Here is a 23,993-nt window from a genome sequence, read left to right on the forward strand (position 1 = left end):
CCAATTGAAGTTGTGGCGGTGAGAGTTTTGGAGAAAACCAATGAGTCTGAGCAACTCCCTCGGGTTGCTGGGTCGCAAAGTGGGCATGATGCGTCTGTTCACCGATGATGGGGACGCAGTGCCTGTCACGGTGGTGGATGTGTCCAACAACCGCGTTACCCAGGTCAAAACCCAAGAGAACGATGGCTACGTGGCCTTGCAGGTCACGTTTGGTTCGCGCAAAGCATCGCGCGTAACCAAGCCAGAAGCCGGCCACCTTGCCAAGGCAGGTGTGGAAGCCGGTGAAATCATCCAGGAATTCCGCGTCACTGCTGATACTGCTGGCAAATATGCCGCAGGTGCAGCTGTGCCCGTAACCGATGTGTTTGCCGTGGGCCAGAAGGTCGATGTGCAAGGCACTTCCATCGGTAAGGGTTACGCCGGTACCATCAAGCGTCACAACATGAGCTCGCAGCGCGCGTCGCACGGTAACAGCCGTTCGCACAACGTGCCTGGCTCGATCGGTATGGCACAAGACCCCGGTCGCGTGTTCCCCGGCAAGCGCATGACGGGCCACCTCGGCGATGTCACCAAGACCACGCAAAACCTCGATGTCATCCGCATCGACGAAGCGCGTCAACTGCTCTTGATCAAGGGCGCTATTCCGGGCTCCAAGGGTGGGTTCGTGACGGTGCGTCCAGCGGTCAAGGCCAAACCTTCCAAAGGAGCGAACTAATGCAGCTCGAACTCCTGAATGACCAAGGCCAAGGCGCATCCAAGCTGGATGTTCCTGAAACCGTGTTCGGTCGTGAATACAACGAAGATCTGGTGCACCAGATCGTCGTGGCCTACCAGGCCAATGCACGCCAAGGCACTCGCGCCCAGAAGGACCGCGAGCAAGTCCGTCACTCGACCAAGAAGCCTTTCAAGCAAAAGGGTACGGGTAACGCACGTGCAGGTATGACTTCCTCGCCACTGTGGCGTGGGGGCGGTCGGATTTTCCCGAACATGCCTGACGAAAATTTCACGCAGAAGATCAACAAGAAGATGTACCGCGCCGGTATGTCTGCCATCTTGTCGCAGCTGGCCCGCGAAGGTCGTCTGGCTGTGGTCGACTCGCTGAAGCTTGACTCCCCCAAGACCAAGGTCCTGGCCGACAAGTTCAAGGCGATGAACCTGCAATCGGTGATGGTGATTGCCGACGAAGTGGACGAAAACCTGTACCTGGCTTCGCGCAATCTGGTGAACGTGCTCGTCGTTGAGCCCCGTTACGCCGATCCCGTGTCGCTGGTGCGTTTCAAGAAAGTGCTCGTCACCAAGGGTGCAATCGACAAACTCAAGGAGATGTTCGCATGAGCACACTCAAGTTTGACGAAGGTCGTCTGATGCAAGTGCTAGTCGCTCCTATCGTGTCCGAAAAGGCCACCATGGTTGCTGAAAAGTCCAATGCTGTGACGTTCAAGGTGCTGCAGAACGCAACCAAGCCAGAAATCAAGGCCGCTGTGGAATTGATGTTCAAGGTCGAGGTCAAGGGCGTCTCTGTGGTGAACACCAAAGGCAAGACCAAGCGTTTTGGCAAGACCATCGGCCGCCGCGACAACGTTCGCAAGGCATACGTCACGCTGCAACCAGGTCAAGAGCTGAACCTCTCTGGGGAGGCCGCGTAATCATGGCTGTCATCAAGATGAAACCCACTTCGCCCGGCCAACGTGCCGTGGTGAAGGTCACGCGTGACCACCTGTACAAGGGTGAAGCGTACGCACCCCTGCTGGAGCCACAATTCCAGAAGGCCGGTCGTAACAACAACGGTCACATCACCACCCGCCACAAGGGCGGTGGTCACAAGCACCACTACCGTGTGGTGGACTTCAAGCGCAACAAGGACGGCATTCCGGCCAAGGTTGAGCGCATCGAGTACGACCCCAACCGTACGGCCCACATCGCTCTGGTGTGCTATGCCGACGGCGAGCGCCGCTACATCATCGCTCCCCGCAACCTGGAAGTGGGCGCAACCCTGCTGTCCGGTTCGGAAGCCCCGATCCGCGCTGGCAACACGCTGCCTATCCGCAACATCCCCGTGGGTTCGACCATTCACTGCATCGAGCTCAAGCCCGGTGCCGGTGCTCAGATCGCCCGCTCGGCAGGTGCTTCGGCAACGCTGCTGGCCCGCGAAGGCGTATACGCTCAAGTGCGTATGCGCTCCGGCGAAGTGCGCAAGATCCATATCGAATGCCGCGCCACCATTGGTGAAGTGGCCAACGAAGAGCACAGCCTGCGCCAACTGGGCAAGGCCGGTGTGAAGCGCTGGATGGGTATTCGTCCTACGGTTCGCGGCGTGGCCATGAACCCTGTGGATCACCCTCACGGTGGTGGCGAAGGCCGCACCGGCGAAGGCCGCCATGCAGTCGATCCTTGGGGCAATCTGACCAAGGGTTATCGCACCCGTAACAACAAGCGCACACAGATCATGATCGTGTCGCGTCGCAAGAAGTAAGGGGTAACAGATGACTCGCTCTCTTAAAAAGGGTCCATTTGTTGACCATCACTTGCTGGCTAAGGTCGAAAAGGCCGTTGCCACCAAGGACAAGAAACCAGTCAAGACCTGGTCGCGTCGCTCCATGGTTCTGCCCGAGTTCATCGGTCTGACCATTGCCGTGCACAACGGCAAGCAGCACGTACCTGTCTATGTCACCGACCAGATGGTGGGCCACAAGCTGGGCGAATTCGCCCTGACGCGCACCTTCAAGGGTCACCCCGCTGACAAAAAAGCGAAGAAGTAAGGAACGACCATGTCTGAAACACGTGCAGTCCTCCGGGGCGTCCGTCTGTCGGTCGACAAGGGCCGTCTGGTCGCTGACCTGATCCGCGGCAAGAAGGTGGACCAGGCTCTGAACATCCTGAACTTCACGCAGAAAAAAGCTGCGGGAATCGTCAAGAAAGTTCTGGAGTCGGCCATCGCCAATGCCGAACACAACGATGGCGCTGACATCGACGAACTGAAGGTCAAGACCATCTACGTCGAACAAGGCACCACGCTCAAGCGCTTCACCGCGCGCGCCAAAGGCCGCGGCAACCGCATCAGCAAGCCCACGTGCCATGTGTACGTGACGGTTGGCAACTAAAGGCTCGGGAAGACTATGGGACAAAAAATCCATCCTACCGGCTTCCGCCTTGCGGTCAGCCGCAACTGGTCCAGCCGTTGGTACGCCAGCAACCGCGACTTCGCGGGCATGCTGGCCGAAGACATCAAGGTGCGTGAGTACCTGAAGGCCAAGTTGAAGAACGCGGCTGTGTCGCGCATCCTGATCGAGCGTCCAGCCAAGAACGCCCGCATCACCATTTACTCGGCACGTCCTGGTGTGGTGATCGGCAAGAAGGGTGAAGACATCGAGAACCTCAAGAAGGAACTCGCTCTGCGCCTGGGTGTGCCTGTGGCAGTCAACATCGAAGAAGTGCGCAAGCCCGAAATCGATGCCAAGCTGATCGCCGACAGCATCACGCAACAGCTCGAAAAGCGGATCATGTTCCGCCGGGCCATGAAGCGTGCCATGCAGAACGCCATGCGTCTGGGTGCCCAGGGCATCAAGATCATGTCGTCCGGTCGTCTGAACGGTATCGAAATCGCTCGTTGCGAGTGGTACCGTGAAGGCCGCGTGCCACTTCACACGCTGCGCGCCGACATTGACTACGGTACCTCTGAAGCCAAGACCACCTACGGTGTGATCGGCGTCAAGGTCTGGGTCTACAAGGGCGATACGCTGGGTCGTAACGACCTGCCTGCCGTGGAAACCCCACGTCCAGACGAAGAACGCCGCCCACGCGGTCCACGCCGTGACGGCCGCCCAGGTGGCGATCGTCCAGGCGCAGGCCGTGGCCCACGTCGTCCAGTCGGTGGTAACACCGCTCCGGCCGACGGCAGCGACAAGCCAGTGGAAGCTGGTGGCGCTGATAACACCGCCGTTAAGCGCGTACGCAAAGTCGCCGCGCCCGCTACAGCAGCGGACGGAAAAGGAGAATAAGTATGCTGCAACCTGCTCGCCGCAAGTACCGCAAGGAGCAAAAGGGCCGTAATACCGGTGTCGCAACGCGGGGTGCCTCCGTTGCGTTCGGTGATTTCGGTCTGAAGTGCACCGATCGTGGCCGTCTCACGGCCCGCCAGATCGAAGCTGCACGCCGTGCGATTTCCCGCCACGTCAAGCGTGGCGGCCGTATCTGGATCCGCGTGTTCCCGGACAAGCCAATCTCTACCAAGCCCGCAGAAGTGCGTATGGGTAACGGTAAGGGCAACCCCGAGTACTACGTGGCCGAAATCCAGCCCGGCAAGATCGTTTTCGAGATCGTCGGTGTGCCTGAAGAACTGGCCCGCGAAGCGTTCCGCTTGGCTGCAGCCAAGCTGCCGCTGCGCACCACGTTTGTCAGTCGTCACCTTGGCGCTTAATTCAGGAGAACAAGCAATGAAGACTACTGAACTGCGCCAAAAAGACGTCGCCGGTATCGAAGCCGAAATCAAGGCGCTGCAAAAGGCCCACTTCGGCCTGCGCATGCAAAAGGCTACGCAGCAATTGGCTAACACCAACACGCTGCGCACCACCCGCCGCGATATCGCCCGTGCAAAGACCATTCTTGCTGAAAAGCAAGCCGCCAAGTAAGGAGCCCATATGACGGAACCTAAAAAATCCCTCAAGCGCACCTTGGTAGGCAAGGTGGTCAGCGACAAGCGTCAAAAGACTGTGACCGTGCTGGTCGAGCGCCGTGTGAAGCACGAGCTCTACGGCAAGATCGTTGCGAAGTCGAGCAAGTACCACGCCCATGATGAGAATGGCGAGTACAAGCTGGGCGACGTGATCGAAATTACCGAAAGCCGTCCGCTCTCTAAGACCAAGAACTGGGTGGCTACCCGCTTGGTGCAAAAGGCCGGTCTGCTGTAAACCAGCATCCCATTGCACTGGGGTCAAGACCCCGGACGGCAAGGCCTTTCAAAACGACCCACAATGTGGGTCGTTTTGCTTTGTGGACCACTTTTTTAGGACTCAGGCAAATCGGGATGCGGCATCAACTCGCTTTGGCGTGAGTCGCTTGTCTGAGCCTTGTTCTGCGCACGTCATGTTGTGTTGGCGGCGCGGGGCACTTCGCGTATCCAATCCCATTCATCCCGCTATCCATTCCACCATCCCAAGGAGATAACAATGATCAAAGTCGGTGACACCCTGCCTGCCAGCACGCTCATGGAATATTCGGAAGTCGAGGGCGAAGGCTGCAGCATCGGCCCGAACCCTGTGCCTGTAGACAAGGCTACGGCTGGCAAGACGATTGCCCTGTTTGCATTGCCCGGAGCGTTTACGCCCACCTGCTCGGCCAAGCATGTGCCAGGCTATGTGGAAAAGGCCGCCGAGTTCAAGGCCGCTGGTGTGGATGAGATCTGGTGCGTGAGCGTGAACGACGCCTTCGTCATGGGCGCATGGGCACGTGACCAGAAGACCGATGGCAAGGTCCGCATGTTGGGCGACGGCGACGCCACTTTCGCCAAGGCCACCGGTCTGACGCTGGATCTGACGGGCAAGGGCCTGGGTCTGCGCAGCAACCGCTATTCGATGCTGGTGCGCGACGGCAAGGTGGTCACCCTCAACGTGGAAGCCCCGGGAAAATTTGAAGTGAGCGACGCTGACACGCTGCTCCAGCAAGCCCAAAAGGCTTGAGTTCGGCGTTAACCGGCTGCGCCGAGTTGCTCCCTGCGATGTGGGGCGTTCTGGCTTGGGCCGGCTGCCGGGGTCGCCATTGCTGTGGCGAGAACTGACGAAGCCGGCCATAAGCGTGATCCCGGGAAGGCCTTGAGCGGATCTAAAGCTCGTTGGAAAACCGGATGGCATGGAGCAGCCGCTGCAGCTTCGCTCTGCGTGTCGGCGCCAGCCATTGACTGGCCCATTGGATCTCGCCGGTCAGCCGAGCCCGCTCGCTAATGTCCACCTGGGGCTGTTGGCCCAGCCGGTGCAGGCGGGCCTTGAGGATGTCGAACTGTGTGCGGCTGTAGTTGGCGCGCTCGTTGACCACCAGTCCCGTCACATACTGCCGCTGGTGCGCTGGCATCACGCGGGTCTTGTCCGCGCGCAGGGTGAATCCTTCGTCCTGGGCAATGGCGGTCACCCAGGCGCGCAAGTCCACCCACTGCTGGTGCAGCGCCTTTGAACCTGAAAACACCAGGTCGTCGGCATAGCGTGTGTAGCGCGCGCCAAAGCGCTCTGCCAGGGCGTTCAGCCGCAGGTCCAGCCCGAAGGCGCACAGATTTGCCAAGGCGGGCGACGTGGGCGCACCCTGCGGCAAATGGGGCTGTTTCAGGCGCGTGTTGATGGCACGGCGATGCGCGATGGCCTCCCGCGGCAGGGGGGCTGCTTCCAGCAATCGTTCCCGGATGGCCTGAGGGGTTCGCGTGGTGGTCAGCCGCGTCAGCAGCTCGGCGGCCGGCCGGCCGTGGCCCAGTGCCCGCCACAGCGCGCGCACGCGGGTGGCCGTGATGCACATGAAGAAATCGGCCAGGTCAAACCGTATCACCACAGCCTGCTGGGTGTGGACCTGTGCGTGGGTGCCCACGCCGTGGCCGCGCACAAAGCCATGCGCGGCCTCGTGCACGGGCACGCCAGCCAGCAGGCTGTCCAGAATGCGGCGCTGCGTGCTGGCCAGGCGCGGGCGGGGCGCCTCCAGCAGGCGCAGCCCACCGCTGGGTTTGGGCAGCAAGCGGTAGCGATAGTGCGAAAGGGGCAGGGCATGGCCTCCGTCCTGGCGTTCGCGCCAGTGGGCATGCTCGGGCGCGAGCCATAGGAGGTCGTCCAGTGAAATGGCCAGGGTCTCGGTCACGTCGGTGGCGGTCAACAGCACGGGCGTGGTGCGCTCACGGCCCATCCATGCGGGGTGCGCGCCTGCCGTGGCGGAGCGCAGCAGCCAGTGCAACGGCTCCCCGGTGCGTGGGCTGGCGGCCCAGGTGCGGAAAGCCCGGGCGAGTTGGGGGTCGGGCCATTGGTGCAAAGGCAGGGCTGGTTCGGCGTTTTCATCGTCGTCGCCCACCAGCTCGTCCCAGGCGTCCTGGTCTTTTTCCTCCTGCTGGCTGAAGGTCGTCGTAAGCGACTGCAGGGTGGAGCCATTGCGCAGCCCCGCTTTGCGCCACCAGACACCCCAGCACAGCCAGGTGGCCACGTCCTCAGGCTCCAGCCGCGCCCATTCGGCCCCGGACGCGTGGGACAGGCGGCGCAGCTGTTCGAGCAAGGGCGGGGGCAGTGGAACGGGGCTGTCCGCCAGGGTCGTGTTGTTACCCAGGCAGGCACCTGCGCGCGCTGCCAGTGCCTGGAGGGTGCGACGCTCCGGCTCCCGTGCATCGGCCAGCACGGCCATGGCCAGCGCCTTGGCCAGTGCGCGTGTGCGGGCTGGAGTCTTCGTCACGAAGCTGCGAAGTGTAGGAAGTTGGCCCGGTGCCAACCTGCGGGTTGGGTGCGAACTGCACGCCACGGGTGGCGGGAGGTTCGCGCGCCGCGATGGACGCGTTGGAAGACAACACCGTGGGGCTGCCCCACGGCTCGATCCTGATCAACAGGCTCGAAGTGCTTGGCACCGGGCCGGTCTGATTCTATAGTTGCTATAAATTTAATAGCTATTGATGCAATATCAGTGAGCGCTAGGCACCAAAAACTCAAGAAACATCAACCTTGAGGTAGTGCGCCCCCGCAATGGGGTTGTGGTAGTAGGGTGGAATCTCTTCAAAGCCCAGGTCGGTGTACAGCGCCCGGGCCGACTCCATGTCGTCGAGCGTGTCGAGCAGCACGCAGGCGTAACCCGCCTGGCGCGCCCGGTCGAGCATGGCCTCCGCGAGTTCGCGGCCCAGGCCGAAGCCCCGGAAGGCTTTGCGCACGTACAGCCGCTTCATTTCGCTCGCGTTGGGGTAGTCGGCCGTATCCAGTGGTCGAAGGGCGCAGCAGCCGGCAATCGCCCCTTCGACCTGGGCTAGCAGCAGTGCGCCGCGCGGCGGGCCGTAGTCGCCGGGCAGGCCTGCGAGTTCGGTCTCGAAGTCCTGGAAACACAGGTCTACGCCGAGGGTGTCGGCGTACTCCCGGAAGATGGTGCGGACCGCTTCCATCTCGGCGGGCGAGGTGGGGGTCAGCAGGGTGACGGAAGGCTTGTCCAAAACGCAGTAGTTCAAAACAGCGGAAGCCGCAGTGTAGCGAGTCTGGCTAGAACCCCGCCGCTGCCCCCAGAGAGGACACCCACCAGGCCAGCGCGGCACTGAGTGCCAGCACCACCAGCGCCACGGCCCGGCTGGTCAAGTCGTCGCGAGACGGCGTGGCCGGGGCGGGCAGCAGCTTGTCGCCCTGCAGCATGGGCCGGACGAGGCGTTGGCGGCGAACCAGCACATAGAAAATGATGGCAATCAGGTGCAACCCCACCAGCCCCAGCACCAGGTACTGGCCAATTTCCTTGTGGTAGCCCGTGGCCTGGCCGACCACTGCATTCGACACAAACCGGGTGAGCGGGCCAGCGAAGGCGATCTCGTCATCACTCAGCAAACCGGTGGCCACCTGGGCCACCAGCACGGCCAGCAGCGCAAAGACCGACAGGGCGCCCAGTGGGCTGTGGCCAATGCTGTCTTCGGCATGGGCTGAGCCGCGCAGATACCGCAGCACCCGCATCGGGGAGTACAGAAAACTCGTGAAGCGCGACCAGCGCCCGCCCATCAGCCCCCAGACCATGCGGAACACCAGCAGCGCCAACACGCCGTACCCCAGCCGGAAATGCCATTCCATGGCGTTGCCCCCCACCTTGGCGGTGATGACCAGGCCCACGACGCTTGCGGCCAGTGCCCAGTGGAAGATGCGGGTGGGAAGGTCCCAGATGCGTACGGAGTGTTGCGTCATGGCGGCGGGGCAGGGTGGTTGGACGAAGGGTGGTAGGCCGCATTGTGAAGGAGGCGGGGTCAACCCGAAAGAGCATGCCCGCTGCGAAATGGGCGGTAAAACGGCATACTTGCCCCGGGCTCTCAGAGCCTGTCCACCCCACGAAAAAGGAATCTCCCTATGAAAGCACTTGCCGCGTTCGCCCTTGCCGCCGCTACGCTGACCTTGTCCGCACCGGCCTCTGCCCAGTTCGCCAAGGCGGAAGACGCCATCAAATACCGCCAGAGCGCGCTGTTTGTGATAGGCCAGCACTTTGGCCGCCTTGGGGCCATGGCCAATGGCCGTATCCCGTTCGACGCCAAGGCCGCGCAGGAGAACGCGGACGTGGTGGCGCAGATGGCCAAGCTGCCCTGGGCAGGATTTGGCGCGGGCACCGACAAGGGCGCGCCCACCAAGGCTCTGCCTGAAATCTGGACCGAACAGGCCAAGTTCAAGGAGCATTCCGACAAGCTCGAAGCCGAATCCGTCAAGCTGGCCGCTGCGGCCAAGACGGGAAATCTGGACAACCTCAAGACCGCGTTCGGCGCGGCCGCCGGCACCTGCAAGGCCTGCCACGACAATTACCGCGCTAAATAGGGTACATCCCCCTGAGCGGCTGCGCAGCGGGGCGGCCCTTGCGCGGCGTCCGCTCGTCTGGGCAACGCCAGTTTCAGAGGCCATTTGCAAAATTGATAGCTGCTGACGCTTGACCCATAAGCGCAAAAGGCCGATTTCATGAGAAATCGGCCTTTTGCCTTTGGAAGGACTGACGGAGGCGAGGCTCAGGTCTCGGCCAGCAGCTTCTCGATGAGCTGGTGCAGCTCGGGGAAATTCGGGGCGCCTACAAAGGTCTTCACGATCTCGCCGCGCTTGTTCACGATGAAGGTCGAGGGCGTGAGCCGCACATCGCCCCAGGCCTGGGCCACCTTGCCGGTGTTGTCGATCGCCACCTTGAAGGGCAGCTTGCGGGTTTCGGCAAAGTTCACCACGTAGCTGGGCGGGTCGTAGCTCATGGCCACGGCGAGCGTGTCGAAGCCTTTGGCGTGGTACTTGTTGTAGGTGGCCACGATCTCGGGCATTTCGGCCACGCAGGTGGTGCAGCTGGTAGCCCAGAAATTCACCAGCGTGACCTTGCCGCGCAGATCGGCGGTGGATTGGCTCGTGCCGTCTAGCAACACGAAGGTGGATTCCGGTGCCGCAGAGCGGCCTGTATCCAGGTACACATAAGCGCCCACGGCCGCAAATGCTGCCACTGCCACTCCTGCCGCCCAATGCTTGATCGCCATGACTTGTCCATTCATCCTGAAACTGTGGCCCCTGTGGGTACCCGGGCCTGCAACCGGCATTGTGCCGGACCTGCCCTAACAACAACGCCCGTCTTCACGGGTGGCCCGCAGGCCCAGCTTGGGATGGAGTCGGCTTGGCGGGCAAAAGTTCGCCTGCGGGGACGCAACCTGTTGATCTGGCTCACTGTGCCGATAATCGACCGATGAACTGGACACCAACCCGGGCTGCTGCCCTGCCGCCCCTGCTGTGGCTGCTCGTGGGCTGCAGCCCTGCGCTGAACTGGCGCAGCGTGCCTTTGCCCGACGCCGGCATCACCATCACCTTGCCTTGCAAGCCTGACCAGGCCACGCGCACGGTCGAACTGGCGGGGGTGCCCGTCGAGCTGTCCATGGCGGGCTGCGATGCCGACGGCGCCACATTTGCCGTGTCGCATGCGGCCCTGGCAGACCCTGCCCAGGCGGGCGCTGCCCTGCGGCACTGGCGGGCCGCTGTGGTCGCCAACCTCGGCGCGGGCGCCGCAGCCACGGCGGCTGATTCGCCGTATACCCCCAAGGGTGCACTGCCCCTGCCGCAGTCGGTGCGCACCGTGGTGCAAGGCCAGCGTGCCGATGGCAGCCCCGTGTTTGCCCAGGGCGTGTGGTTTGCGCGCGCTGCGGGGCCGCAGATGCGGCTGTACCACGCAGTGGTTTACACGGGCAAGCCCCGGCCCGAGTTGGCCGACCAGTTCTTTGCAGGGATGGTGCTGCAATGACCGGGCATGCAGTGCTACCCAGGCGGGCAGCGGTCATCGTTTTTCTGGCCTTTGCCTTCGCCTACTTCCTGTCGGCGCTGGTGCGGGCGGTTACGGCCACGCTGGCGCCCACACTGGCGCAGGAGTTTTCGCTGCAGGCCAGCGACCTGGGCTTGCTTGCGGGCGGGTACTTTCTGGGCTTTGCGGTCACGCAGCTGCCGCTGGGCACCTGGCTGGACCGGCATGGCCCCCGCAAGGTGGCGCTGGGATTTCTGGGTGTGGCCGTGGTGGGCAGCCTGGTGTTTTCGGTGGCGACGGGGTTTTCGGGCCTGCTGGCCGGGCGTGTGTTGTGTGGTGCGGGCGTCAGCGCCTGCCTCATGGCGCCGCTCACGGGCTATAGGCGCTGGTTTGAGCCCACGGCGCAGATGCGCGCCAACTCCTGGATGCTGATGACGGGCTCGCTGGGCATGGTGGCGTCCACGCTGCCGGTGCAGTGGGCACTGCCGCTGGTGGGGTGGCGGCCGCTGTTCTGGGGGTTGGCGGCGCTGATCGCGCTGTCGATGGTGGTGATTGCCGTCTGGGTGCCCGGCTGGGCGGCGGCCGCACCGGGCGCGGGCGGTGGTGGCGGTGGCGATGCCACGACGGAGCGCGGCCCCAGCGGTGTCACTGTGCCACCGGGCTATGCGATGGTGTGGCGCCACCCGTATTTCCAGCGCCTGGCGCCCCTGGGCTTCTTTGTGTACGGCGGCATGGTGGCCATGCAGACCCTGTGGGCAGGCCCATGGATGCAGCGGGTGGCGGGCTACTCGCCGCTGGAGGCTGCCACGGGGCTGTTCTGGATCAACGTGGCCATGCTCTGCACGTTCTGGACCTGGGGCATGGTCAACCCCTGGCTGCTGCGCAAGGGGCTGGGGGCCGACCGGCTGATGGCTGCGGGGTTGCCGCTGTGCCTGGTGGTGTTGCTGGGCATCATTCTCGCGGGGCCGCAGGCGGGGGGCGGTGCCTGGGCGCTGTTTTGTGTGTCGTGCACGTTTGTGTCGCTGTCGCAGCCTGCGGTGGCCATGGCGTTCCCGCAGGCGCTGGCGGGGCGCGCGCTGTCAGCCTACAACCTGGTGATTTTTGCGGGCGTGTTTGTGGTGCAGTGGGGCATTGGCCTGGGGGTGGACGCCTTTGCCGCGGCCGGCCTGTCCACGGTGCAGTCGTTCCAGGCCGCGATGGCGGTGTACCTGGCGTGCAACGCGGTCGCCTACGCGTGGTTCCTGCTGCAGGGGCGGCGCCATAATGTGCTGCAAACCACCACGCCATGAGCACCACCAGCATCCTCATCATTGCCCACGCCCCGTTGGCCCATGCACTGCGCGAATGTGCGCTGCATGTGTTTCCCGACTGCGGCGACAACGTGGCCGCTCTCGACGTGCAGCCCAACCAGCCGCCCGAAGAGTCGCTGGCACAGGCCCGCATCATGCTGCAGCAGCTGGGCGCAGATTCCACCCTGGTGCTCACCGACGTGTTTGGTGCCACCCCCTGCAACGTGGCGCAGCGCGTGATCGAGAACGTGCTCTCGCGCCTGGTGACGGGGGTCAACCTGCCCATGCTGCTGCGGGCCGTGAGCTACCGCCACGAACCCCTCGACGCGGTGGTCACCCGCGCCGTGGTGGGGGGCACCCAGGGCGTGATGCAGGTGGCCATCTCCGCGCCGCAGAACCAGAACACCCGTAATCGACATGATCAAGACACGTACGACCATCAGCAATAAATTGGGCCTGCATGCCCGCGCTTCGGCCAAGCTGACCAAGCTGGCTGGCAGCTTCCCCTGTGAGGTTTTCATGAGCCGTGGCGACCGCCGCATCAACGCCAAGAGCATCATGGGCGTGATGATGCTGGCCGCCGGCATGGGCACTGAGGTGGAGATTGAAACCAACGGGGATCGCGAACAGGAGGCCATGGATGCCCTGCTGGCCTTGATTGCCGACAAATTTGGTGAGGGTGAATGACGTTCTCCGTCCACGGTCTCGCAGTCGCTCGCGGCATTGCCATCGGCCGTGCTGTGCTGGTGGCGTCCAGCCGTGTGGACGTGGCGCACTATTTTGTGAAGCCAGAACAGGTCGAGGGCGAGATTGAGCGGGTGCGCAACGGCCGCAATGCCGTGGTCGAGGAACTGCAGCGCCTGCAGACCGACATGCCCGCCGATGCGCCGCATGAGCTGACCGCGCTGCTCGACGTGCACCTGATGCTGCTGCAGGACGAGGCTTTGACGGGTGGCGTCAAGCACTGGATCACCGAGCGCCTGTACAACGCCGAGTGGGCGCTGACCACACAGCTCGAAGTCATCGCGCGCCAGTTTGACGAGATGGAGGATGAGTACCTGCGCGAGCGCAAGGCTGACCTGGAACAGGTGGTCGAGCGCATCCTGCGCTACATGAAGGGCGTGGCCAGCCCCGTGGCGCCGCCGCCCAGCAGCCCTCGCCGCCACAAGCAACTGGGCCTGCAGCAAGACCTGCTGCTCGACGACACGGTGGACGTGCCCCTGGTGCTGGTAGCGCACGACCTCTCGCCCGCCGACATGTTGCAGTTCAAGCAAAGCGTGTTCGCCGGCTTCGTCACTGACGTGGGCGGCAAGACATCGCACACCGCCATCGTGGCGCGCAGCATGGACATCCCGGCCGTGGTCGGTGCGCGCGCCGCTAGTCAGCTGGTGCGGCAGGACGACTGGGTCATCATCGACGGCGATGCAGGTGTGGTCATTGTCGATCCGTCGCCCATCATCCTGGCCGAATACGGCTTTCGCCAGCGCCAGGTGGAGCTGGAGCGCGAGCGGCTGGCCCGGCTGCGCCACACCCCTGCCATCACCATCGACGGCCACAAGATCGAGCTGCTGGCCAACATCGAACAACCCGGCGACGCGGCCACCGCCGTGCGCGCCGGGGCCGTGGGCGTGGGCCTGTTCCGCAGCGAATTCCTGTTCATGGGCAAGACGGGCAACCTGCCCGGCGAGGACGAGCAGTACCGCGCCTATTGCGAGGCCATTGACGGCATGCAGGGCCTGCCCGTCACCATTCGCACCATCGATGTGGGCGCGGACAAGCCGCTGGACCACAAGAGCCACAAGGACAACTACCTGAACCCCGCGCTGGGCCTGCGCGCTATCCGCTGGAGCCTGGCCGACCCGGCCATGTTCCGCACCCAGCTGCGCGCTGTGCTGCGTGCGGCGGCGCATGGCAAGGTCAACCTGCTGTTCCCCATGCTGGCGCACACCCACGAGATCCAGCAGACGCTCGCCCAGGTGGACTTGGCCCGGGGTGAGCTGGATGCACGCGGCGAGCCTTACGGCCCCGTGCAGCTGGGCGCGATGATCGAGGTGCCCGCCGCCGCGCTCATGGTGCGCACCTTCCTCAAGTACTTCGACTTTCTCTCCATCGGCACCAACGACCTGATCCAGTACACCCTGGCCATCGACCGTGCCGACGAGGCCGTGGCCCACCTGTACGACCCGCTGCACCCCGCCGTGCTGCGCCTGGTGGGCGACGTGATCGCCGAGGGGGAGCGCCAGGGCAAGAGCGTGTGCGTGTGTGGCGAGACTGCGGGCGATGTGACCATGACGCGGCTGCTGTTGGGCCTGGGCCTGCGCAGCTTCTCCATGCACCCCGCGCAGATCCTGGCTGTGAAGCAGGAGGTGCTGCGCGCCGACACGCGCAAGCTGGCGCCGTGGGCGCAGCAGGTGTTGGAGGGCGACGAGCCTGCGGCGTTGCTGACCTCTTGAGTGACAGAGTTTTGCTATTAAAATAATAGCTTCTAGCGCTTTATAGATGGGCGCTAGAGCCAAATTTGACGCGTATTTCTCATGGTCAGCGCGCCCGCATCCCCATCACTGCCGCGCTGATGATCATCACCGTGGCCAGTGCGATGCTCCAGCTGAACGAGCGGCCACTCACCACGATCAGCAGCGCGGTGGACGCCAGCGGCGTGATGTAGCTCAGGATGCCGATGTGCCGCGCGTCTCCGAGCTTGAGGGCCTTGTCCCACATAAAAAACGACGCCCCCAGCGGCCCCAGGCCCAGCACTGCCAGCAGGGCCCAGTCGCGCGACTGCAGCGCCACGGCGGGCTCCAACGCCACATGGCACAACAGCGACAGCACGCCGGACACCAGTCCGAAGAGGCCGATGGCCGTGGTCGGAAAGGCCGCCACGCGCTTGGTCATGAGCGAGTACGTGGCCCAGATGAATGCTGCGGCCAGCGCGGGCACGTAACCCCAGGCCAGCGTGCCACTCAGCTCGCGTCCACCCGCAATCGCAATGGCTGCGCCCCCAAAACCCAGCAGCGCCGCCAGCACATGCGGCAAGCGCAGCGCCACACCGGGCAGCACCACTGGCGAGAGCACCACGATGAACAGCGGCCACAGGTAGTTCACCAGGTTGGCCTCCACGGGCGGCGCGTGGCGCAGCGCAATGAACAGCAGAAAGTGGTACGCAAACAGGCCATACACACCGAGCGCCAGCGTGCGCAGTGGAATGCGCCACTGCGACGGGTCACGCAGCACAAACGGCCAGGCTGGCACGCTGCCGATGATGAGCGCAATGCCCGTGAGCAGGAACGGTGGAATGTGGGTGAGCGAGACACCCAGCGAGGCGAGGGAGGCCCACAGCGCGATGGCGCCCAGGGCGTACAGGTTGGCTTGCATGGCGCCAAGCTTACGCGCGCACGGCACTCGGGATCGTCGCGCAACGATGGTCCGTCGTCGCGTGGTGATCGTCGGCTGGACGCGGCAGCCTTTGTCAGTGATTCAGTGATCTTCAGCGCGCCGCAGCGCAGCCGTGAGGGCCGAGGGCGAGCGGTAGCCCGTGCGCCGCGCCACTTCGGCCACGGCCATGCCTGTGCCCCGCAGCAGCCGCGCCTGTGCCAAGCGCTGGCCGCGCAGCCAGGCCATGGCACCCATGCCCTGGTCTTCGCGGCACCTGGTAGCGAACTGGCTGGGGCTCAGATGCACCTGCGCCGCCAAGTCGGCAACGTTGAGTTCGCGGTGCCATTGCAGGGCTGCCCAGCGCTGCAGAGCAGGCCAATCGATAGTGCGTTGGTGCGTGGATCGGTGGAGGGATGTATGGGGTGCTGAGCCCGCCAGCCACGCTTCCAGCAGCAATGCCGGGCCGTGGGTCTGCGCCAGCGGGCGGCCTTGTTGCAATGCGCTGGCCAGGTAGTGCGCCAGGGGCAGCGCATCGGTGGGCAGTGCGGTAGTGAGCTGCGCGCTGGCGCACTGCGCCCAGCCGGGGTGGGCGCTGTCGAGCACCAGGCAGACGCTGCCGCGCGACGATTCGAAGTCGTGGCGATCCCCCGGCGCAATCACGCAGCCGCCACCGGGCGCCACGCGCACACCGTGCCCCGCGACTTCCAGGTCCAGTGCGCCGGAGAGACCCAGCAGTATCTGGAAGTGATCGTGGCTATGGCTGCCCGGCGATGCGCCGTAGCGCCGCAGCGAGAGCGATTCCGCCGCGCCCATGATCGTGCTCTGGGTTGCGCGTCCCGCCAGGCTTAAACGCCAGCGGCGTGCGCCTGCTGGTCCGCGTGGTAGCTGCTGCGCACCATGGCGCCTACCGCAGCGTGGCTGAAGCCCATCTTGTAGGCCTCTTCCTCGAACATCTTGAAGGTGTCGGGGTGCACGTAGCGGCGCACGGGCAGGTGGCTGTTGCTGGGCGACAGGTACTGGCCGATGGTCAGCATGTCGATGTTGTGTTCGCGCATGTCGCGCATCACCTGCAGAATCTCTTCGTCCGTCTCGCCCAAGCCAACCATGATGCCGCTCTTGGTGGGGACATTGGGGTGCAGGGCCTTGAATTTTTTCAGCAGGTTCAGGCTGAACTGGTAGTCGGAGCCTGGGCGCGCTTCCTTGTACAGGCGGGGTGCGGTTTCCAGGTTGTGGTTCATCACGTCGGGTGGCGCGGCTTTCAGGATTTCGAGCGCACGGTCGTCGCGGCCCCGGAAGTCGGGCACCAGGATCTCGATCTGCGTGGCGGGCGACAACTCGCGGATGTTCTGGATGCACTCCACAAAATGGCCGGAGCCGCCGTCGCGCAGATCGTCGCGATCCACGCTGGTGATCACTACGTACTTGAGCTTGAGCGCGGCGATGGTCTTGGCTAGGTTCAGGGGCTCGTCCTTGTCCAGCGGGTCGGGGCGGCCGTGGCCCACGTCGCAGAACGGGCAGCGGCGCGTGCACTTGTCGCCCATGATCATGAAGGTGGCCGTGCCCTTGCCAAAGCACTCGCCGATGTTGGGGCAGGAGGCCTCTTCGCACACCGTGTGCAGCTTGTGCTCGCGCAGGATCTCCTTGATCTCGTAGAAGCGTGTGGTGGGGCTGCCCGCCTTCACGCGAATCCACTCGGGTTTCTTGAGCACTTCGCCTTGCTCGACCTTGATCGGAATGCGCGAGAGCTTGGCGGCCGCTTTTTGCTTGGCCAGCGGGTTGTAGGCTTCGGTGGATTGCGCTTCGCGGACGACTTCAGGGGTGCTCATGGCATGTAGGCAGGTTCAGGGCGCCAACCGGATGCTGAGCTGCTGGCCCAGCACCTGCGCGGCTTCTTCCCAGGTGGTGTGGACCCCGATTGTAGAAAGGTCCACCGTTTGCAAACCTGCGTAACCGCAAGGGTTGATGCGCGCAAAGGGCTCCAGGTCCATCGCCACATTGAGCGCCACGCCGTGGTAAGTGCTGTGCCGACTGACCTTGATGCCCAGGGCGGCGATCTTGCCCAGGCCTTCAAAGTCGGGAATCGGGGCTGCCGTGCCGATGCGCTTTTGCGGGCGCTGCGGCAGCATTGCGTGGCTGTGCGGGTCGTTCAGCCGCACATAGATGCCGGGGGCGCCGGCCACGCGGTGACCAGTCACGCCAAAGTGGGACAGCGTGCGGAGCACGGCTTCTTCCACGCGGTAGACGTACTCCTTGACGAAGTAACCGGCGCGCTGCAGGTCGATCAGCGGGTAGGCCACCACTTGGCCGGGGCCGTGGAACGTGACCTGGCCGCCACGGTTGGTGGCTACAACGGGAATGTTGCCTGGGTTCAGCACATGGTCGCTCTTGCCTGCGAGCCCTTGCGTGTACAGCGGTGTGTGCTCGCACACCCAAAGCACATCGGGTGTATCGGCCGCGCGTTGGGCCGTGTAGTCCTGCATGGCCTGCACGGTGGTGGCGTAGTCCACCTGGCCCAGCATGCGAATGTCGATGGTCATGCGGCTAATCTGCTGCAGCCCCGGGGCTACAGCACCACTTTCACCAGGGGGTGTGACGACAGTGCGCGGTACAGGTCGTCGAGCTGCTCCCGGCTGGTCGCGGTGATGGTGATGGTTACTCCGAGGTAATTGCCGGCGCGGCTGTCTCGCAGTTCAATGGTTCTGGCGTCAAAAGTGGGGTCGAACTGGCGGGCCAGTTCAGTGACAGCATGCACAAAGCCGTCCACCTTGGCGCCCATGACCTTGATGGGGAACCTGGAGGGGTATTCGATCAACGAGTCTTTGCGTGGATCGTTAGCCTGTGTGTCGAGGCCATTGGCAGGTGGTGGGCTGGAGGTTGTCATGGTGCGTACTGCTTCGGTTTCAATAGCTGGCGGGGCTTTACCATTGTGCGCCAGCGGGGTTGTTGTGCTGCCACTTGGTTGCAGGCAGCCTGCCCCAGGCCAGTGCACGGCAGTGCGGAAAGGATGGGAAAAGCCGTTGGCCTGTCACCACAACAGCGCATGCACGCGCACCGGTTTTGGGCCGGGCTTGCAGGTCTTTGTCGTGCGTCACGGGTTTTTACTTATAATTAGAGGCTTTGTGAAAGTTGCAGTCTGTAACGCGGGCGTCATTCAACAATGAAAACAATCCCGCCTGAGACTGAAATTGAGGCTGAAGAATCTGACTTCAAGCCCCTGACGGCCGAGGAGGCCGAGGTGTGGCGCAGTCGCAATCCTTCCATCTCTGTGTGGAAGGTGGTGGCGGGTCAGGCACTGGTCGGGATGCTGGTGGCCCTGGTGGCCTGGGCTCTGACGGGCAGGGCATCGGTGGGCTGGTCTGCGGCTTATGGTGCGCTGGCTGTGGTGGCTCCGGCAGCGTTGTTTGCACGCGGTGTGTTGCGCCATTCGGCGTCTTCCAAGCCGCGTGCCGCCATGGTGGGATTCTTTGGTTGGGAGATTGCCAAGATCGTGCTGACGGTGGCGCTGCTTGCTGCGGCACCTCGGCTGGTGTCGGGCTTGAGCTGGATTGCCTTGCTGGTTGGCATGGTGGTCGCAATGAAAACGTACTGGGTGGCGCTTTTGGTGCGACCCGGTGTCCGAAAAACCGATTGATATAGAGAAGAGTTGTCCGATGGCCGCAGAAGCGCACGCTCCGACTGCAAGTGAATACATCGTTCACCACCTGCAGCATCTTCAAAACGTCAACCAGACCAAGATTGTTGATTTCACCGTCATCAACTATGACTCGATCATCGTCGGTCTGGTTCTGGGTGTGCTCACCCTTTTGATTCTGTGGTCAGCTGCCCGTAAGGCAACCTCCGGTGTGCCCGGTCGCTTCCAGGCGGCGGTGGAAATGCTGGTCGAGATGGTGGACAACCAGGCCAAGGCCAATATCCACAATGCCGAGAGCCGCAAGTTCATTGCTCCTCTGGGTCTCACGGTGTTTGTCTGGATCTTCTTGATGAACTTCATGGACATGTTGCCGGTGGATCTGCTGCCCGCCATCTGGGCCAAGATCTATGGCGCTGCTGGTCATGATCCCCACCACGCCTATCTGCGTGTCGTGCCTACGGCCGACCTGTCCACCACCCTGGGGCTGGCATTTGCCATTCTGATCCTGCGCTTCTGGTACAGCGTCAAGATCAAGGGCGCTGGCGGCTGGGCGCATGAACTCGTGTCGGCTCCGTTCGGCACCAGCAAGAACCCCATCTTCGCCCTGATTCTGGGCGTCGTGAATCTGCTGATGCAGATCATTGAATATGTGGCCAACACCGTATCGCATGGCATGCGGTTGTTCGGCAACATGTACGCCGGTGAACTGGTGTTCATGCTGATCGCCCTGATGGGTGGTGCGGCTGCACTGTCGCTGTCGGGTGTGCTGCTGCCTGTGGGCCACGTCATCGCTGGCACCATCTGGACGCTGTTCCACATTCTGGTGATCTCTCTGCAAGCCTTCATCTTCATGATGCTTGCACTGATCTACCTCGGTCAGGCGCACAACGCGCACTAACGGTTCCCTTTCGTTTCCCTTTTCTTTTTCAACCTTTCTTTTTTTAACTCAGGAGTCATCATGGAAAACATTCTCGGTCTCGTCGCTCTGGCTTGTGGTCTGATCGTTGGTCTGGGCGCTATCGGCGCTTCCATCGGTATCGCACTGATGGGCGGCAAGTTCCTCGAATCGTCGGCACGTCAGCCTGAACTGATCAACGAACTGCAAACCAAGATGTTCATCTTGGCTGGTCTGATCGACGCCGCCTTCCTGATCGGCGTGGCTATCGCTCTGCTGTTCGCTTTCGCCAACCCCTTCGCTTCGACGTTCTTGGCCAACCTGCCCAAGTAAGTCCCGTTCAACGCCACTCTAGAAAGGTGTTGCCGTGAGTATCAATGCGACCCTGTTCATTCAGGCCATCGTCTTCTTGATCCTGGTGTGGTTCACGATGAAATTCGTGTGGCCCCCGATCGCGAAGGCGTTGGATGAACGAGCCCAGAAAATCGCCGAAGGCCTCGCTGCTGCCGACCGTGCCAAGTCCGAACTGACCGCTGCCAACCAGCGCGTCGAAAAGGAACTGTCACAGGCGCGCAACGAAACGGCCTCGCGTCTTGCGGACGCCGACCGACGTGCCCAGGCCATCATCGAAGAAGCCAAGGCACGCGCCACGGAAGAAGGCAACAAGATCGTTGCCTCCGCCCGTGCCGAAGCCGAGCAGCAAACGGTGCAAGCCCGCGAAGCCCTGCGTGAGCAGGTGGCAGCGCTGGCCGTCAAGGGTGCTGAGCAGATTCTCCGCAAGGAAGTCAATGCCGGCGTTCACGCCGACCTGCTCAACCGCCTGAAGACCGAGCTGTAAGGGGACACACATGGCTGAACTCGCCACCATTGCCCGCCCTTACGCCGATGCCCTGTTCAAGGCCGCTACTGCGGGTGCGGGCATGGACCTGGTCAGCACCGCTGACTGGGTCGATGAACTGGCGGCCATTGCCGCCAACCCCCAGTTGCGTCAGCTGGCGGACAACCCCAAGGTGACGGCAGACCAGGTGTTTGCCGTCTTCACGGGTGTTGCGCGTTCGGCGCTGTCCGATACGGCCAAGAATTTCCTGCGCACAGTCATCGACAACGGACGCATCAACGCGCTCCCGGAAGTGGCTTCGCAGTTTCGTACCCTCGTGAATCGCCGCAACGGCTCTTCGGATGCCGTGGTGTACAGCGCTTTTCCGATGGACAGTGCCGCACTGTCCGAGGTCAGCGCAGCGCTGGAAAAGCGCTTCGGCCGCAAGCTCAATCTCGCTGTTCAGCAGGACGAGTCCCTGATCGGCGGCATTCGCGTAGTGGTGGGTGACGAGGTGCTGGACACTTCGGTCAAGGCCCGTCTTGAACAAATGAAAGCGGCCCTCACTGCGTAACGCGCGGCGAGGACAGCGAACCAAAGAAAGAAGGAAAGAGTCATGCAACTCAATCCCGCAGAAATTTCTGAACTCATCAAGAGCCGCATCGAAGGTCTGGCTGCCAGCAGCGATATCCGCAATCAGGGTACCGTGGTGTCTGTGTCGGACGGTATCGTTCGCGTTCACGGCCTGTCGGACGTGATGCAAGGTGAAATGCTGGAGTTCCCCGCCACCAAGGACGGCCAGCCTTCCTACGGCCTGGCGTTGAACCTTGAGCGCGACTCCGTCGGCGCCGTGATTCTGGGTGAGTACGAGCACATCTCCGAAGGCGACACCGTCAAGTGCACGGGCCGTATTCTGGAAGTGCCTGTCGGCCCCGAGCTGATTGGCCGCGTGGTGAACGCCCTGGGCCAGCCTATTGACGGCAAGGGTCCTATCAATGCCAAGCTCACCGACGTGATCGAAAAGGTCGCACCGGGCGTGATCGCCCGTAAATCGGTGGACCAGCCTCTGCAAACCGGCCTGAAGTCCATCGACTCCATGGTGCCTGTGGGCCGTGGCCAGCGCGAGCTGATCATTGGTGACCGCCAGACCGGCAAGACGGCAGTGGCCATCGACGCCATCATTGCCCAGAAGGGCCAGGGCGTGACCTGTATCTACGTTGCCATCGGTCAAAAGGCTTCGTCGATCAAGAACGTGGTGCGCGCACTGGAACAAGCCGGTGCTATGGACTACACGATCGTGGTGGCCGCATCGGCTTCCGAATCGGCCGCCATGCAGTACGTGTCGGCCTACTCCGGCTGCACGATGGGCGAATACTTCCGCGACCGTGGCGAAGACGCCCTGATCGTGTATGACGACCTGTCCAAGCAAGCTGTGGCTTACCGTCAAGTGTCGCTGCTGCTGCGTCGCCCACCAGGCCGCGAAGCCTACCCTGGCGACGTGTTCTATCTCCACAGCCGTCTGCTCGAACGTGCAGCCCGCGTGAATGCCGACTACGTCGAAGCGTTCACCAAGGGCGAAGTCAAGGGCAAGACCGGTTCGCTGACCGCACTGCCGATCATCGAAACGCAAGCTGGCGACGTGTCCGCTTTCGTGCCTACCAACGTGATCTCGATCACTGACGGCCAGATCTTCCTGGAAACCTCGCTGTTCAACGCCGGTATCCGCCCCGCCATCAACGCCGGTATCTCGGTGTCGCGCGTCGGTGGTGCTGCCCAGACGAAGCTGGTGAAGAACCTGTCCGGTGGTATCCGTACCGACCTGGCCCAGTACCGTGAACTGGCTGCGTTCGCGCAGTTCGCTTCCGACCTCGATGAAGCCACCCGCAAGCAGCTCGACCGCGGTGCCCGCGTGACTGAACTGCTCAAGCAGGCGCAGTACAGCCCGCTGTCCATCTCGCTGATGGCTTCCACGCTGTTTGCTGTGAACAAGGGCTTCATGGACGACATCGACGTCAAGAAGGTTCTCGACTTCGAACACGGCCTGCACCAGTTCCTGAAGACCAGCCACGCCGCTCTGCTGGCCAAGCTGGAACAGGCCAAGGCCATGGACAAGGACGCAGAAGCCGAATTGACCGCAGCCATCGCCGCGTTCAAGAAGTCGTTCGCTTAAACCGGACGAGGAGCCATCATGGCAGCAGGCAAGGAAATACGCGGCAAGATCAAATCGGTGGAGAACACCAAAAAGATCACCAAAGCCATGGAAATGGTGGCTGCATCCAAAATGCGCAAGGCGCAAGAGCGGATGCGGGCTGCCCGCCCTTACAGCGAGAAGATCCGCAACATTGCAGCCAATCTCGGCCAGGCCAACCCTGAATACGTGCATCCGTTCATGAAAGTGAACGATGCCAAGACGGCTGGCGTGATCGTGGTGACGACCGACAAGGGCCTGTGCGGTGGCATGAACACCAACGTGCTGCGCGTCGTGACGTCCAAGCTGCGTGAGCTGCAGGGCGCTGGCGTGTCCACCGAGGCGGTTGCCATTGGCAACAAGGGCCTGGGTTTCCTGAACCGTGTCGGTGCCAAGGTGGTTTCGCACGTGACGGGCCTGGGCGACACGCCCCATCTGGACAAGCTGATCGGACCGGTCAAGGTGCTGCTCGATGCGTATGCAGAAGGCAAGATCAACGCGGTGTACCTCTCGTACACCAAGTTCATCAACACCATGAAGCAGGAATCGGTGGTGGAGCAGTTGCTCCCTCTGTCGTCCGCGCAGATGCAGGCCGACAAGACCGAACATGGCTGGGACTACATCTACGAGCCCGATGCACAGACCGTGATCGACGATCTGCTGGTCCGCTATGTCGAGTCCCTGATCTACCAGGCCGTTGCGGAAAACATGGCGTCCGAGCAGTCGGCACGCATGGTGGCCATGAAGGCCGCCACCGACAACGCCGGCAGCGTCATTGGCGAGTTGAAGCTGGTCTACAACAAGACGCGCCAGGCAGCGATCACGAAAGAACTTTCGGAAATCGTGGCTGGCGCCGCTGCTGTGTAAGCAGCTCA

At 62.9% G+C, this 23,993-nt stretch carries 33 protein-coding genes; 24 read left to right on the plus strand and 9 right to left on the minus strand.

Going from position 1 to position 23,993, the window contains the following annotated elements; all coding sequences use genetic code 11:
* Positions 1–40 precede the first annotated feature (40 nt).
* The 11 genes from rplC (at position 41) to EXV95_RS18335 (ending at position 5,675) form a co-directional block, all read left to right on the plus strand.
* The gene (gene rplC / locus EXV95_RS18285) at positions 41–715 is read left to right on the plus strand and encodes a 50S ribosomal protein L3 (RefSeq protein WP_176887948.1); all 675 of its coding nucleotides are present in this window, start codon (positions 41–43) and stop codon (positions 713–715) included.
* On the plus strand, positions 715–1,335 hold the full coding sequence (gene rplD, locus EXV95_RS18290; protein ID WP_008906425.1) for a 50S ribosomal protein L4: 621 nt from the start codon (positions 715–717) through the stop codon (positions 1,333–1,335). Before rplC ends, rplD begins: the two co-directional genes overlap by 1 nt.
* Positions 1,332–1,646 carry a 50S ribosomal protein L23 gene (gene rplW, locus EXV95_RS18295; RefSeq protein WP_010467173.1) on the plus strand — a complete coding sequence of 105 codons (315 nt, stop codon included), beginning with the start codon at positions 1,332–1,334 and terminating at the stop codon, positions 1,644–1,646. Before rplD ends, rplW begins: the two co-directional genes overlap by 4 nt.
* 2 nt (positions 1,647–1,648) lie before the next feature.
* Positions 1,649–2,473 (plus strand): 50S ribosomal protein L2, encoded by an 825-nt coding sequence (gene rplB / locus EXV95_RS18300; protein ID WP_010467175.1) that lies wholly within the window; start codon positions 1,649–1,651, stop codon positions 2,471–2,473.
* A gap of 10 nt (positions 2,474–2,483) precedes the next feature.
* A complete protein-coding gene (rpsS, locus tag EXV95_RS18305) occupies positions 2,484–2,759 on the plus strand; it encodes a 30S ribosomal protein S19 (protein WP_010467177.1) in 276 nt (91 codons plus the stop codon).
* 9 nt (positions 2,760–2,768) lie between these two features.
* Entirely contained in the window at positions 2,769–3,101 is a 333-nt protein-coding gene (gene rplV, locus EXV95_RS18310) for a 50S ribosomal protein L22 (RefSeq protein WP_007847806.1), read from the plus strand.
* A gap of 15 nt (positions 3,102–3,116) precedes the next feature.
* A complete protein-coding gene (gene rpsC / locus EXV95_RS18315) occupies positions 3,117–3,998 on the plus strand; it encodes a 30S ribosomal protein S3 (RefSeq protein ID WP_055394983.1) in 882 nt (293 codons plus the stop codon).
* Positions 3,999–4,000: 2 nt separating this feature from the next.
* On the plus strand, positions 4,001–4,417 hold the full coding sequence (rplP, locus tag EXV95_RS18320) for a 50S ribosomal protein L16 (RefSeq protein ID WP_015012190.1): 417 nt from the start codon (positions 4,001–4,003) through the stop codon (positions 4,415–4,417).
* Between the two features lie 16 nt (positions 4,418–4,433).
* Positions 4,434–4,628 carry a 50S ribosomal protein L29 gene (gene rpmC, locus EXV95_RS18325; protein WP_055394985.1) on the plus strand — a complete coding sequence of 65 codons (195 nt, stop codon included), beginning with the start codon at positions 4,434–4,436 and terminating at the stop codon, positions 4,626–4,628.
* A gap of 9 nt (positions 4,629–4,637) precedes the next feature.
* Positions 4,638–4,907 (plus strand): 30S ribosomal protein S17, encoded by a 270-nt coding sequence (gene rpsQ / locus EXV95_RS18330; RefSeq protein WP_055394987.1) that lies wholly within the window; start codon positions 4,638–4,640, stop codon positions 4,905–4,907.
* Positions 4,908–5,165: 258 nt separating this feature from the next.
* Entirely contained in the window at positions 5,166–5,675 is a 510-nt protein-coding gene (locus tag EXV95_RS18335) for a peroxiredoxin (protein WP_055394989.1), read from the plus strand.
* A 142-nt stretch (positions 5,676–5,817) separates the two neighbouring features.
* Here EXV95_RS18335 and EXV95_RS18340 read toward each other — a convergent pair whose 3' ends face one another.
* The 3 genes from EXV95_RS18340 to EXV95_RS18350 all read right to left on the minus strand — a co-directional run bounded on the left by EXV95_RS18340 (position 5,818) and on the right by EXV95_RS18350 (position 8,873).
* Positions 5,818–7,407 carry a reverse transcriptase family protein gene (locus EXV95_RS18340; protein ID WP_176887949.1) on the minus strand — a complete coding sequence of 530 codons (1,590 nt, stop codon included), beginning with the start codon at positions 7,405–7,407 and terminating at the stop codon, positions 5,818–5,820.
* 247 nt (positions 7,408–7,654) lie between these two features.
* Positions 7,655–8,146, minus strand: coding sequence for a GNAT family N-acetyltransferase (locus EXV95_RS18345; RefSeq protein ID WP_176887950.1), 492 nt, complete (start codon positions 8,144–8,146; stop codon positions 7,655–7,657).
* A 46-nt stretch (positions 8,147–8,192) separates the two neighbouring features.
* A complete protein-coding gene (locus tag EXV95_RS18350; RefSeq protein WP_176887951.1) occupies positions 8,193–8,873 on the minus strand; it encodes a cytochrome b/b6 domain-containing protein in 681 nt (226 codons plus the stop codon).
* A gap of 159 nt (positions 8,874–9,032) precedes the next feature.
* On the opposite strand from EXV95_RS18350, the gene EXV95_RS18355 reads away from it, so the two are divergent.
* Complete coding sequence (locus EXV95_RS18355; protein ID WP_176887952.1) at positions 9,033–9,488, plus strand: cytochrome c; 456 nt, start codon at positions 9,033–9,035, stop codon at positions 9,486–9,488.
* A 185-nt stretch (positions 9,489–9,673) separates the two neighbouring features.
* Here EXV95_RS18355 and EXV95_RS18360 read toward each other — a convergent pair whose 3' ends face one another.
* Positions 9,674–10,177 (minus strand): TlpA disulfide reductase family protein, encoded by a 504-nt coding sequence (locus EXV95_RS18360; RefSeq protein ID WP_176887953.1) that lies wholly within the window; start codon positions 10,175–10,177, stop codon positions 9,674–9,676.
* Between the two features lie 203 nt (positions 10,178–10,380).
* On the opposite strand from EXV95_RS18360, the gene EXV95_RS18365 reads away from it, so the two are divergent.
* From EXV95_RS18365 to ptsP, 5 genes are read left to right on the plus strand one after another with little or no spacing between them, the layout of a single operon-like run.
* Positions 10,381–10,929 (plus strand): hypothetical protein, encoded by a 549-nt coding sequence (locus tag EXV95_RS18365; RefSeq protein WP_176887954.1) that lies wholly within the window; start codon positions 10,381–10,383, stop codon positions 10,927–10,929.
* A complete protein-coding gene (locus EXV95_RS18370; protein WP_176887955.1) occupies positions 10,926–12,215 on the plus strand; it encodes an MFS transporter in 1,290 nt (429 codons plus the stop codon). Before EXV95_RS18365 ends, EXV95_RS18370 begins: the two co-directional genes overlap by 4 nt.
* Positions 12,212–12,664, plus strand: a complete 453-nt coding sequence (locus tag EXV95_RS18375; RefSeq protein ID WP_176887956.1) for a PTS sugar transporter subunit IIA — start codon at positions 12,212–12,214, stop codon at positions 12,662–12,664. Before EXV95_RS18370 ends, EXV95_RS18375 begins: the two co-directional genes overlap by 4 nt.
* Positions 12,633–12,902 (plus strand): HPr family phosphocarrier protein, encoded by a 270-nt coding sequence (locus tag EXV95_RS18380; RefSeq protein ID WP_055395006.1) that lies wholly within the window; start codon positions 12,633–12,635, stop codon positions 12,900–12,902. The genes EXV95_RS18375 and EXV95_RS18380 overlap by 32 nt, the downstream gene beginning before the upstream one ends.
* Positions 12,899–14,668: a phosphoenolpyruvate--protein phosphotransferase gene (gene ptsP / locus EXV95_RS18385; RefSeq protein ID WP_176887957.1), complete on the plus strand. Its 1,770-nt coding sequence runs from the start codon at positions 12,899–12,901 to the stop codon at positions 14,666–14,668. Before EXV95_RS18380 ends, ptsP begins: the two co-directional genes overlap by 4 nt.
* 85 nt (positions 14,669–14,753) lie before the next feature.
* On the opposite strand, the gene EXV95_RS18390 is transcribed toward ptsP, so the two are convergent.
* The 5 genes from EXV95_RS18390 to EXV95_RS18410 form a co-directional block, all read right to left on the minus strand.
* Positions 14,754–15,587 (minus strand): DMT family transporter, encoded by an 834-nt coding sequence (locus EXV95_RS18390; RefSeq protein ID WP_176887958.1) that lies wholly within the window; start codon positions 15,585–15,587, stop codon positions 14,754–14,756.
* Positions 15,588–15,689: 102 nt separating this feature from the next.
* On the minus strand, positions 15,690–16,400 hold the full coding sequence (locus EXV95_RS18395) for an AraC family transcriptional regulator (RefSeq protein ID WP_176887959.1): 711 nt from the start codon (positions 16,398–16,400) through the stop codon (positions 15,690–15,692).
* A 32-nt stretch (positions 16,401–16,432) separates the two neighbouring features.
* On the minus strand, positions 16,433–17,413 hold the full coding sequence (gene lipA, locus EXV95_RS18400; RefSeq protein ID WP_055396226.1) for a lipoyl synthase: 981 nt from the start codon (positions 17,411–17,413) through the stop codon (positions 16,433–16,435).
* Between the two features lie 15 nt (positions 17,414–17,428).
* Positions 17,429–18,124 (minus strand): lipoyl(octanoyl) transferase LipB, encoded by a 696-nt coding sequence (gene lipB, locus EXV95_RS18405; RefSeq protein WP_176887960.1) that lies wholly within the window; start codon positions 18,122–18,124, stop codon positions 17,429–17,431.
* Between the two features lie 26 nt (positions 18,125–18,150).
* Positions 18,151–18,468: a YbeD family protein gene (locus EXV95_RS18410; RefSeq protein ID WP_176887961.1), complete on the minus strand. Its 318-nt coding sequence runs from the start codon at positions 18,466–18,468 to the stop codon at positions 18,151–18,153.
* Between the two features lie 276 nt (positions 18,469–18,744).
* Between EXV95_RS18410 and EXV95_RS18415 the strand changes: the two genes are divergently transcribed.
* From EXV95_RS18415 to atpG, 7 genes are read left to right on the plus strand one after another with little or no spacing between them, the layout of a single operon-like run.
* On the plus strand, positions 18,745–19,218 hold the full coding sequence (locus tag EXV95_RS18415; RefSeq protein WP_055396234.1) for an ATP synthase subunit I: 474 nt from the start codon (positions 18,745–18,747) through the stop codon (positions 19,216–19,218).
* Positions 19,219–19,237: 19 nt separating this feature from the next.
* The gene (gene atpB / locus EXV95_RS18420) at positions 19,238–20,116 is read left to right on the plus strand and encodes a F0F1 ATP synthase subunit A (RefSeq protein WP_121422014.1); all 879 of its coding nucleotides are present in this window, start codon (positions 19,238–19,240) and stop codon (positions 20,114–20,116) included.
* Positions 20,117–20,176: 60 nt separating this feature from the next.
* On the plus strand, positions 20,177–20,446 hold the full coding sequence (atpE, locus tag EXV95_RS18425) for a F0F1 ATP synthase subunit C (RefSeq protein ID WP_007847749.1): 270 nt from the start codon (positions 20,177–20,179) through the stop codon (positions 20,444–20,446).
* A gap of 34 nt (positions 20,447–20,480) precedes the next feature.
* Positions 20,481–20,951 (plus strand): F0F1 ATP synthase subunit B, encoded by a 471-nt coding sequence (locus tag EXV95_RS18430; protein WP_007847746.1) that lies wholly within the window; start codon positions 20,481–20,483, stop codon positions 20,949–20,951.
* Positions 20,952–20,961: 10 nt separating this feature from the next.
* A complete protein-coding gene (locus EXV95_RS18435; protein WP_176887962.1) occupies positions 20,962–21,504 on the plus strand; it encodes a F0F1 ATP synthase subunit delta in 543 nt (180 codons plus the stop codon).
* Positions 21,505–21,546: 42 nt separating this feature from the next.
* The gene (gene atpA, locus EXV95_RS18440) at positions 21,547–23,100 is read left to right on the plus strand and encodes a F0F1 ATP synthase subunit alpha (protein WP_176887963.1); all 1,554 of its coding nucleotides are present in this window, start codon (positions 21,547–21,549) and stop codon (positions 23,098–23,100) included.
* 18 nt (positions 23,101–23,118) lie between these two features.
* Positions 23,119–23,985 (plus strand): F0F1 ATP synthase subunit gamma, encoded by an 867-nt coding sequence (gene atpG / locus EXV95_RS18445; RefSeq protein ID WP_055396242.1) that lies wholly within the window; start codon positions 23,119–23,121, stop codon positions 23,983–23,985.
* Positions 23,986–23,993: the final 8 nt, after the last annotated feature.

Origin of the sequence: Acidovorax sp. JMULE5, assembly GCF_013376875.1 — a bacterium.
Taxonomy (GTDB): Bacteria; Pseudomonadota; Gammaproteobacteria; order Burkholderiales; family Burkholderiaceae_C; genus Acidovorax; species Acidovorax facilis.

Coding starts and splice junctions, on each gene's coding strand:
- rplC (WP_176887948.1), top strand. CDS start 41: ATGAGTCTGAGCAACTCCCTCGGGTTGCTGGGTCGCAAAGTGGGCATG.
- rplD (WP_008906425.1), top strand. CDS start 715: ATGCAGCTCGAACTCCTGAATGACCAAGGCCAAGGCGCATCCAAGCTG.
- rplW (WP_010467173.1), top strand. CDS start 1,332: ATGAGCACACTCAAGTTTGACGAAGGTCGTCTGATGCAAGTGCTAGTC.
- rplB (WP_010467175.1), top strand. CDS start 1,649: ATGGCTGTCATCAAGATGAAACCCACTTCGCCCGGCCAACGTGCCGTG.
- rpsS (WP_010467177.1), top strand. CDS start 2,484: ATGACTCGCTCTCTTAAAAAGGGTCCATTTGTTGACCATCACTTGCTG.
- rplV (WP_007847806.1), top strand. CDS start 2,769: ATGTCTGAAACACGTGCAGTCCTCCGGGGCGTCCGTCTGTCGGTCGAC.
- rpsC (WP_055394983.1), top strand. CDS start 3,117: ATGGGACAAAAAATCCATCCTACCGGCTTCCGCCTTGCGGTCAGCCGC.
- rplP (WP_015012190.1), top strand. CDS start 4,001: ATGCTGCAACCTGCTCGCCGCAAGTACCGCAAGGAGCAAAAGGGCCGT.
- rpmC (WP_055394985.1), top strand. CDS start 4,434: ATGAAGACTACTGAACTGCGCCAAAAAGACGTCGCCGGTATCGAAGCC.
- rpsQ (WP_055394987.1), top strand. CDS start 4,638: ATGACGGAACCTAAAAAATCCCTCAAGCGCACCTTGGTAGGCAAGGTG.
- EXV95_RS18335 (WP_055394989.1), top strand. CDS start 5,166: ATGATCAAAGTCGGTGACACCCTGCCTGCCAGCACGCTCATGGAATAT.
- EXV95_RS18350 (WP_176887951.1), bottom strand. CDS start 8,873: ATGACGCAACACTCCGTACGCATCTGGGACCTTCCCACCCGCATCTTC.
- EXV95_RS18355 (WP_176887952.1), top strand. CDS start 9,033: ATGAAAGCACTTGCCGCGTTCGCCCTTGCCGCCGCTACGCTGACCTTG.
- EXV95_RS18360 (WP_176887953.1), bottom strand. CDS start 10,177: ATGGCGATCAAGCATTGGGCGGCAGGAGTGGCAGTGGCAGCATTTGCG.
- EXV95_RS18365 (WP_176887954.1), top strand. CDS start 10,381: ATGAACTGGACACCAACCCGGGCTGCTGCCCTGCCGCCCCTGCTGTGG.
- EXV95_RS18370 (WP_176887955.1), top strand. CDS start 10,926: ATGACCGGGCATGCAGTGCTACCCAGGCGGGCAGCGGTCATCGTTTTT.
- EXV95_RS18375 (WP_176887956.1), top strand. CDS start 12,212: ATGAGCACCACCAGCATCCTCATCATTGCCCACGCCCCGTTGGCCCAT.
- EXV95_RS18380 (WP_055395006.1), top strand. CDS start 12,633: ATGATCAAGACACGTACGACCATCAGCAATAAATTGGGCCTGCATGCC.
- ptsP (WP_176887957.1), top strand. CDS start 12,899: ATGACGTTCTCCGTCCACGGTCTCGCAGTCGCTCGCGGCATTGCCATC.
- EXV95_RS18390 (WP_176887958.1), bottom strand. CDS start 15,587: ATGCAAGCCAACCTGTACGCCCTGGGCGCCATCGCGCTGTGGGCCTCC.
- EXV95_RS18395 (WP_176887959.1), bottom strand. CDS start 16,400: ATGGGCGCGGCGGAATCGCTCTCGCTGCGGCGCTACGGCGCATCGCCG.
- lipA (WP_055396226.1), bottom strand. CDS start 17,413: ATGAGCACCCCTGAAGTCGTCCGCGAAGCGCAATCCACCGAAGCCTAC.
- lipB (WP_176887960.1), bottom strand. CDS start 18,124: ATGACCATCGACATTCGCATGCTGGGCCAGGTGGACTACGCCACCACC.
- EXV95_RS18410 (WP_176887961.1), bottom strand. CDS start 18,468: ATGACAACCTCCAGCCCACCACCTGCCAATGGCCTCGACACACAGGCT.
- EXV95_RS18415 (WP_055396234.1), top strand. CDS start 18,745: ATGAAAACAATCCCGCCTGAGACTGAAATTGAGGCTGAAGAATCTGAC.
- atpB (WP_121422014.1), top strand. CDS start 19,238: ATGGCCGCAGAAGCGCACGCTCCGACTGCAAGTGAATACATCGTTCAC.
- atpE (WP_007847749.1), top strand. CDS start 20,177: ATGGAAAACATTCTCGGTCTCGTCGCTCTGGCTTGTGGTCTGATCGTT.
- EXV95_RS18435 (WP_176887962.1), top strand. CDS start 20,962: ATGGCTGAACTCGCCACCATTGCCCGCCCTTACGCCGATGCCCTGTTC.
- atpA (WP_176887963.1), top strand. CDS start 21,547: ATGCAACTCAATCCCGCAGAAATTTCTGAACTCATCAAGAGCCGCATC.
- atpG (WP_055396242.1), top strand. CDS start 23,119: ATGGCAGCAGGCAAGGAAATACGCGGCAAGATCAAATCGGTGGAGAAC.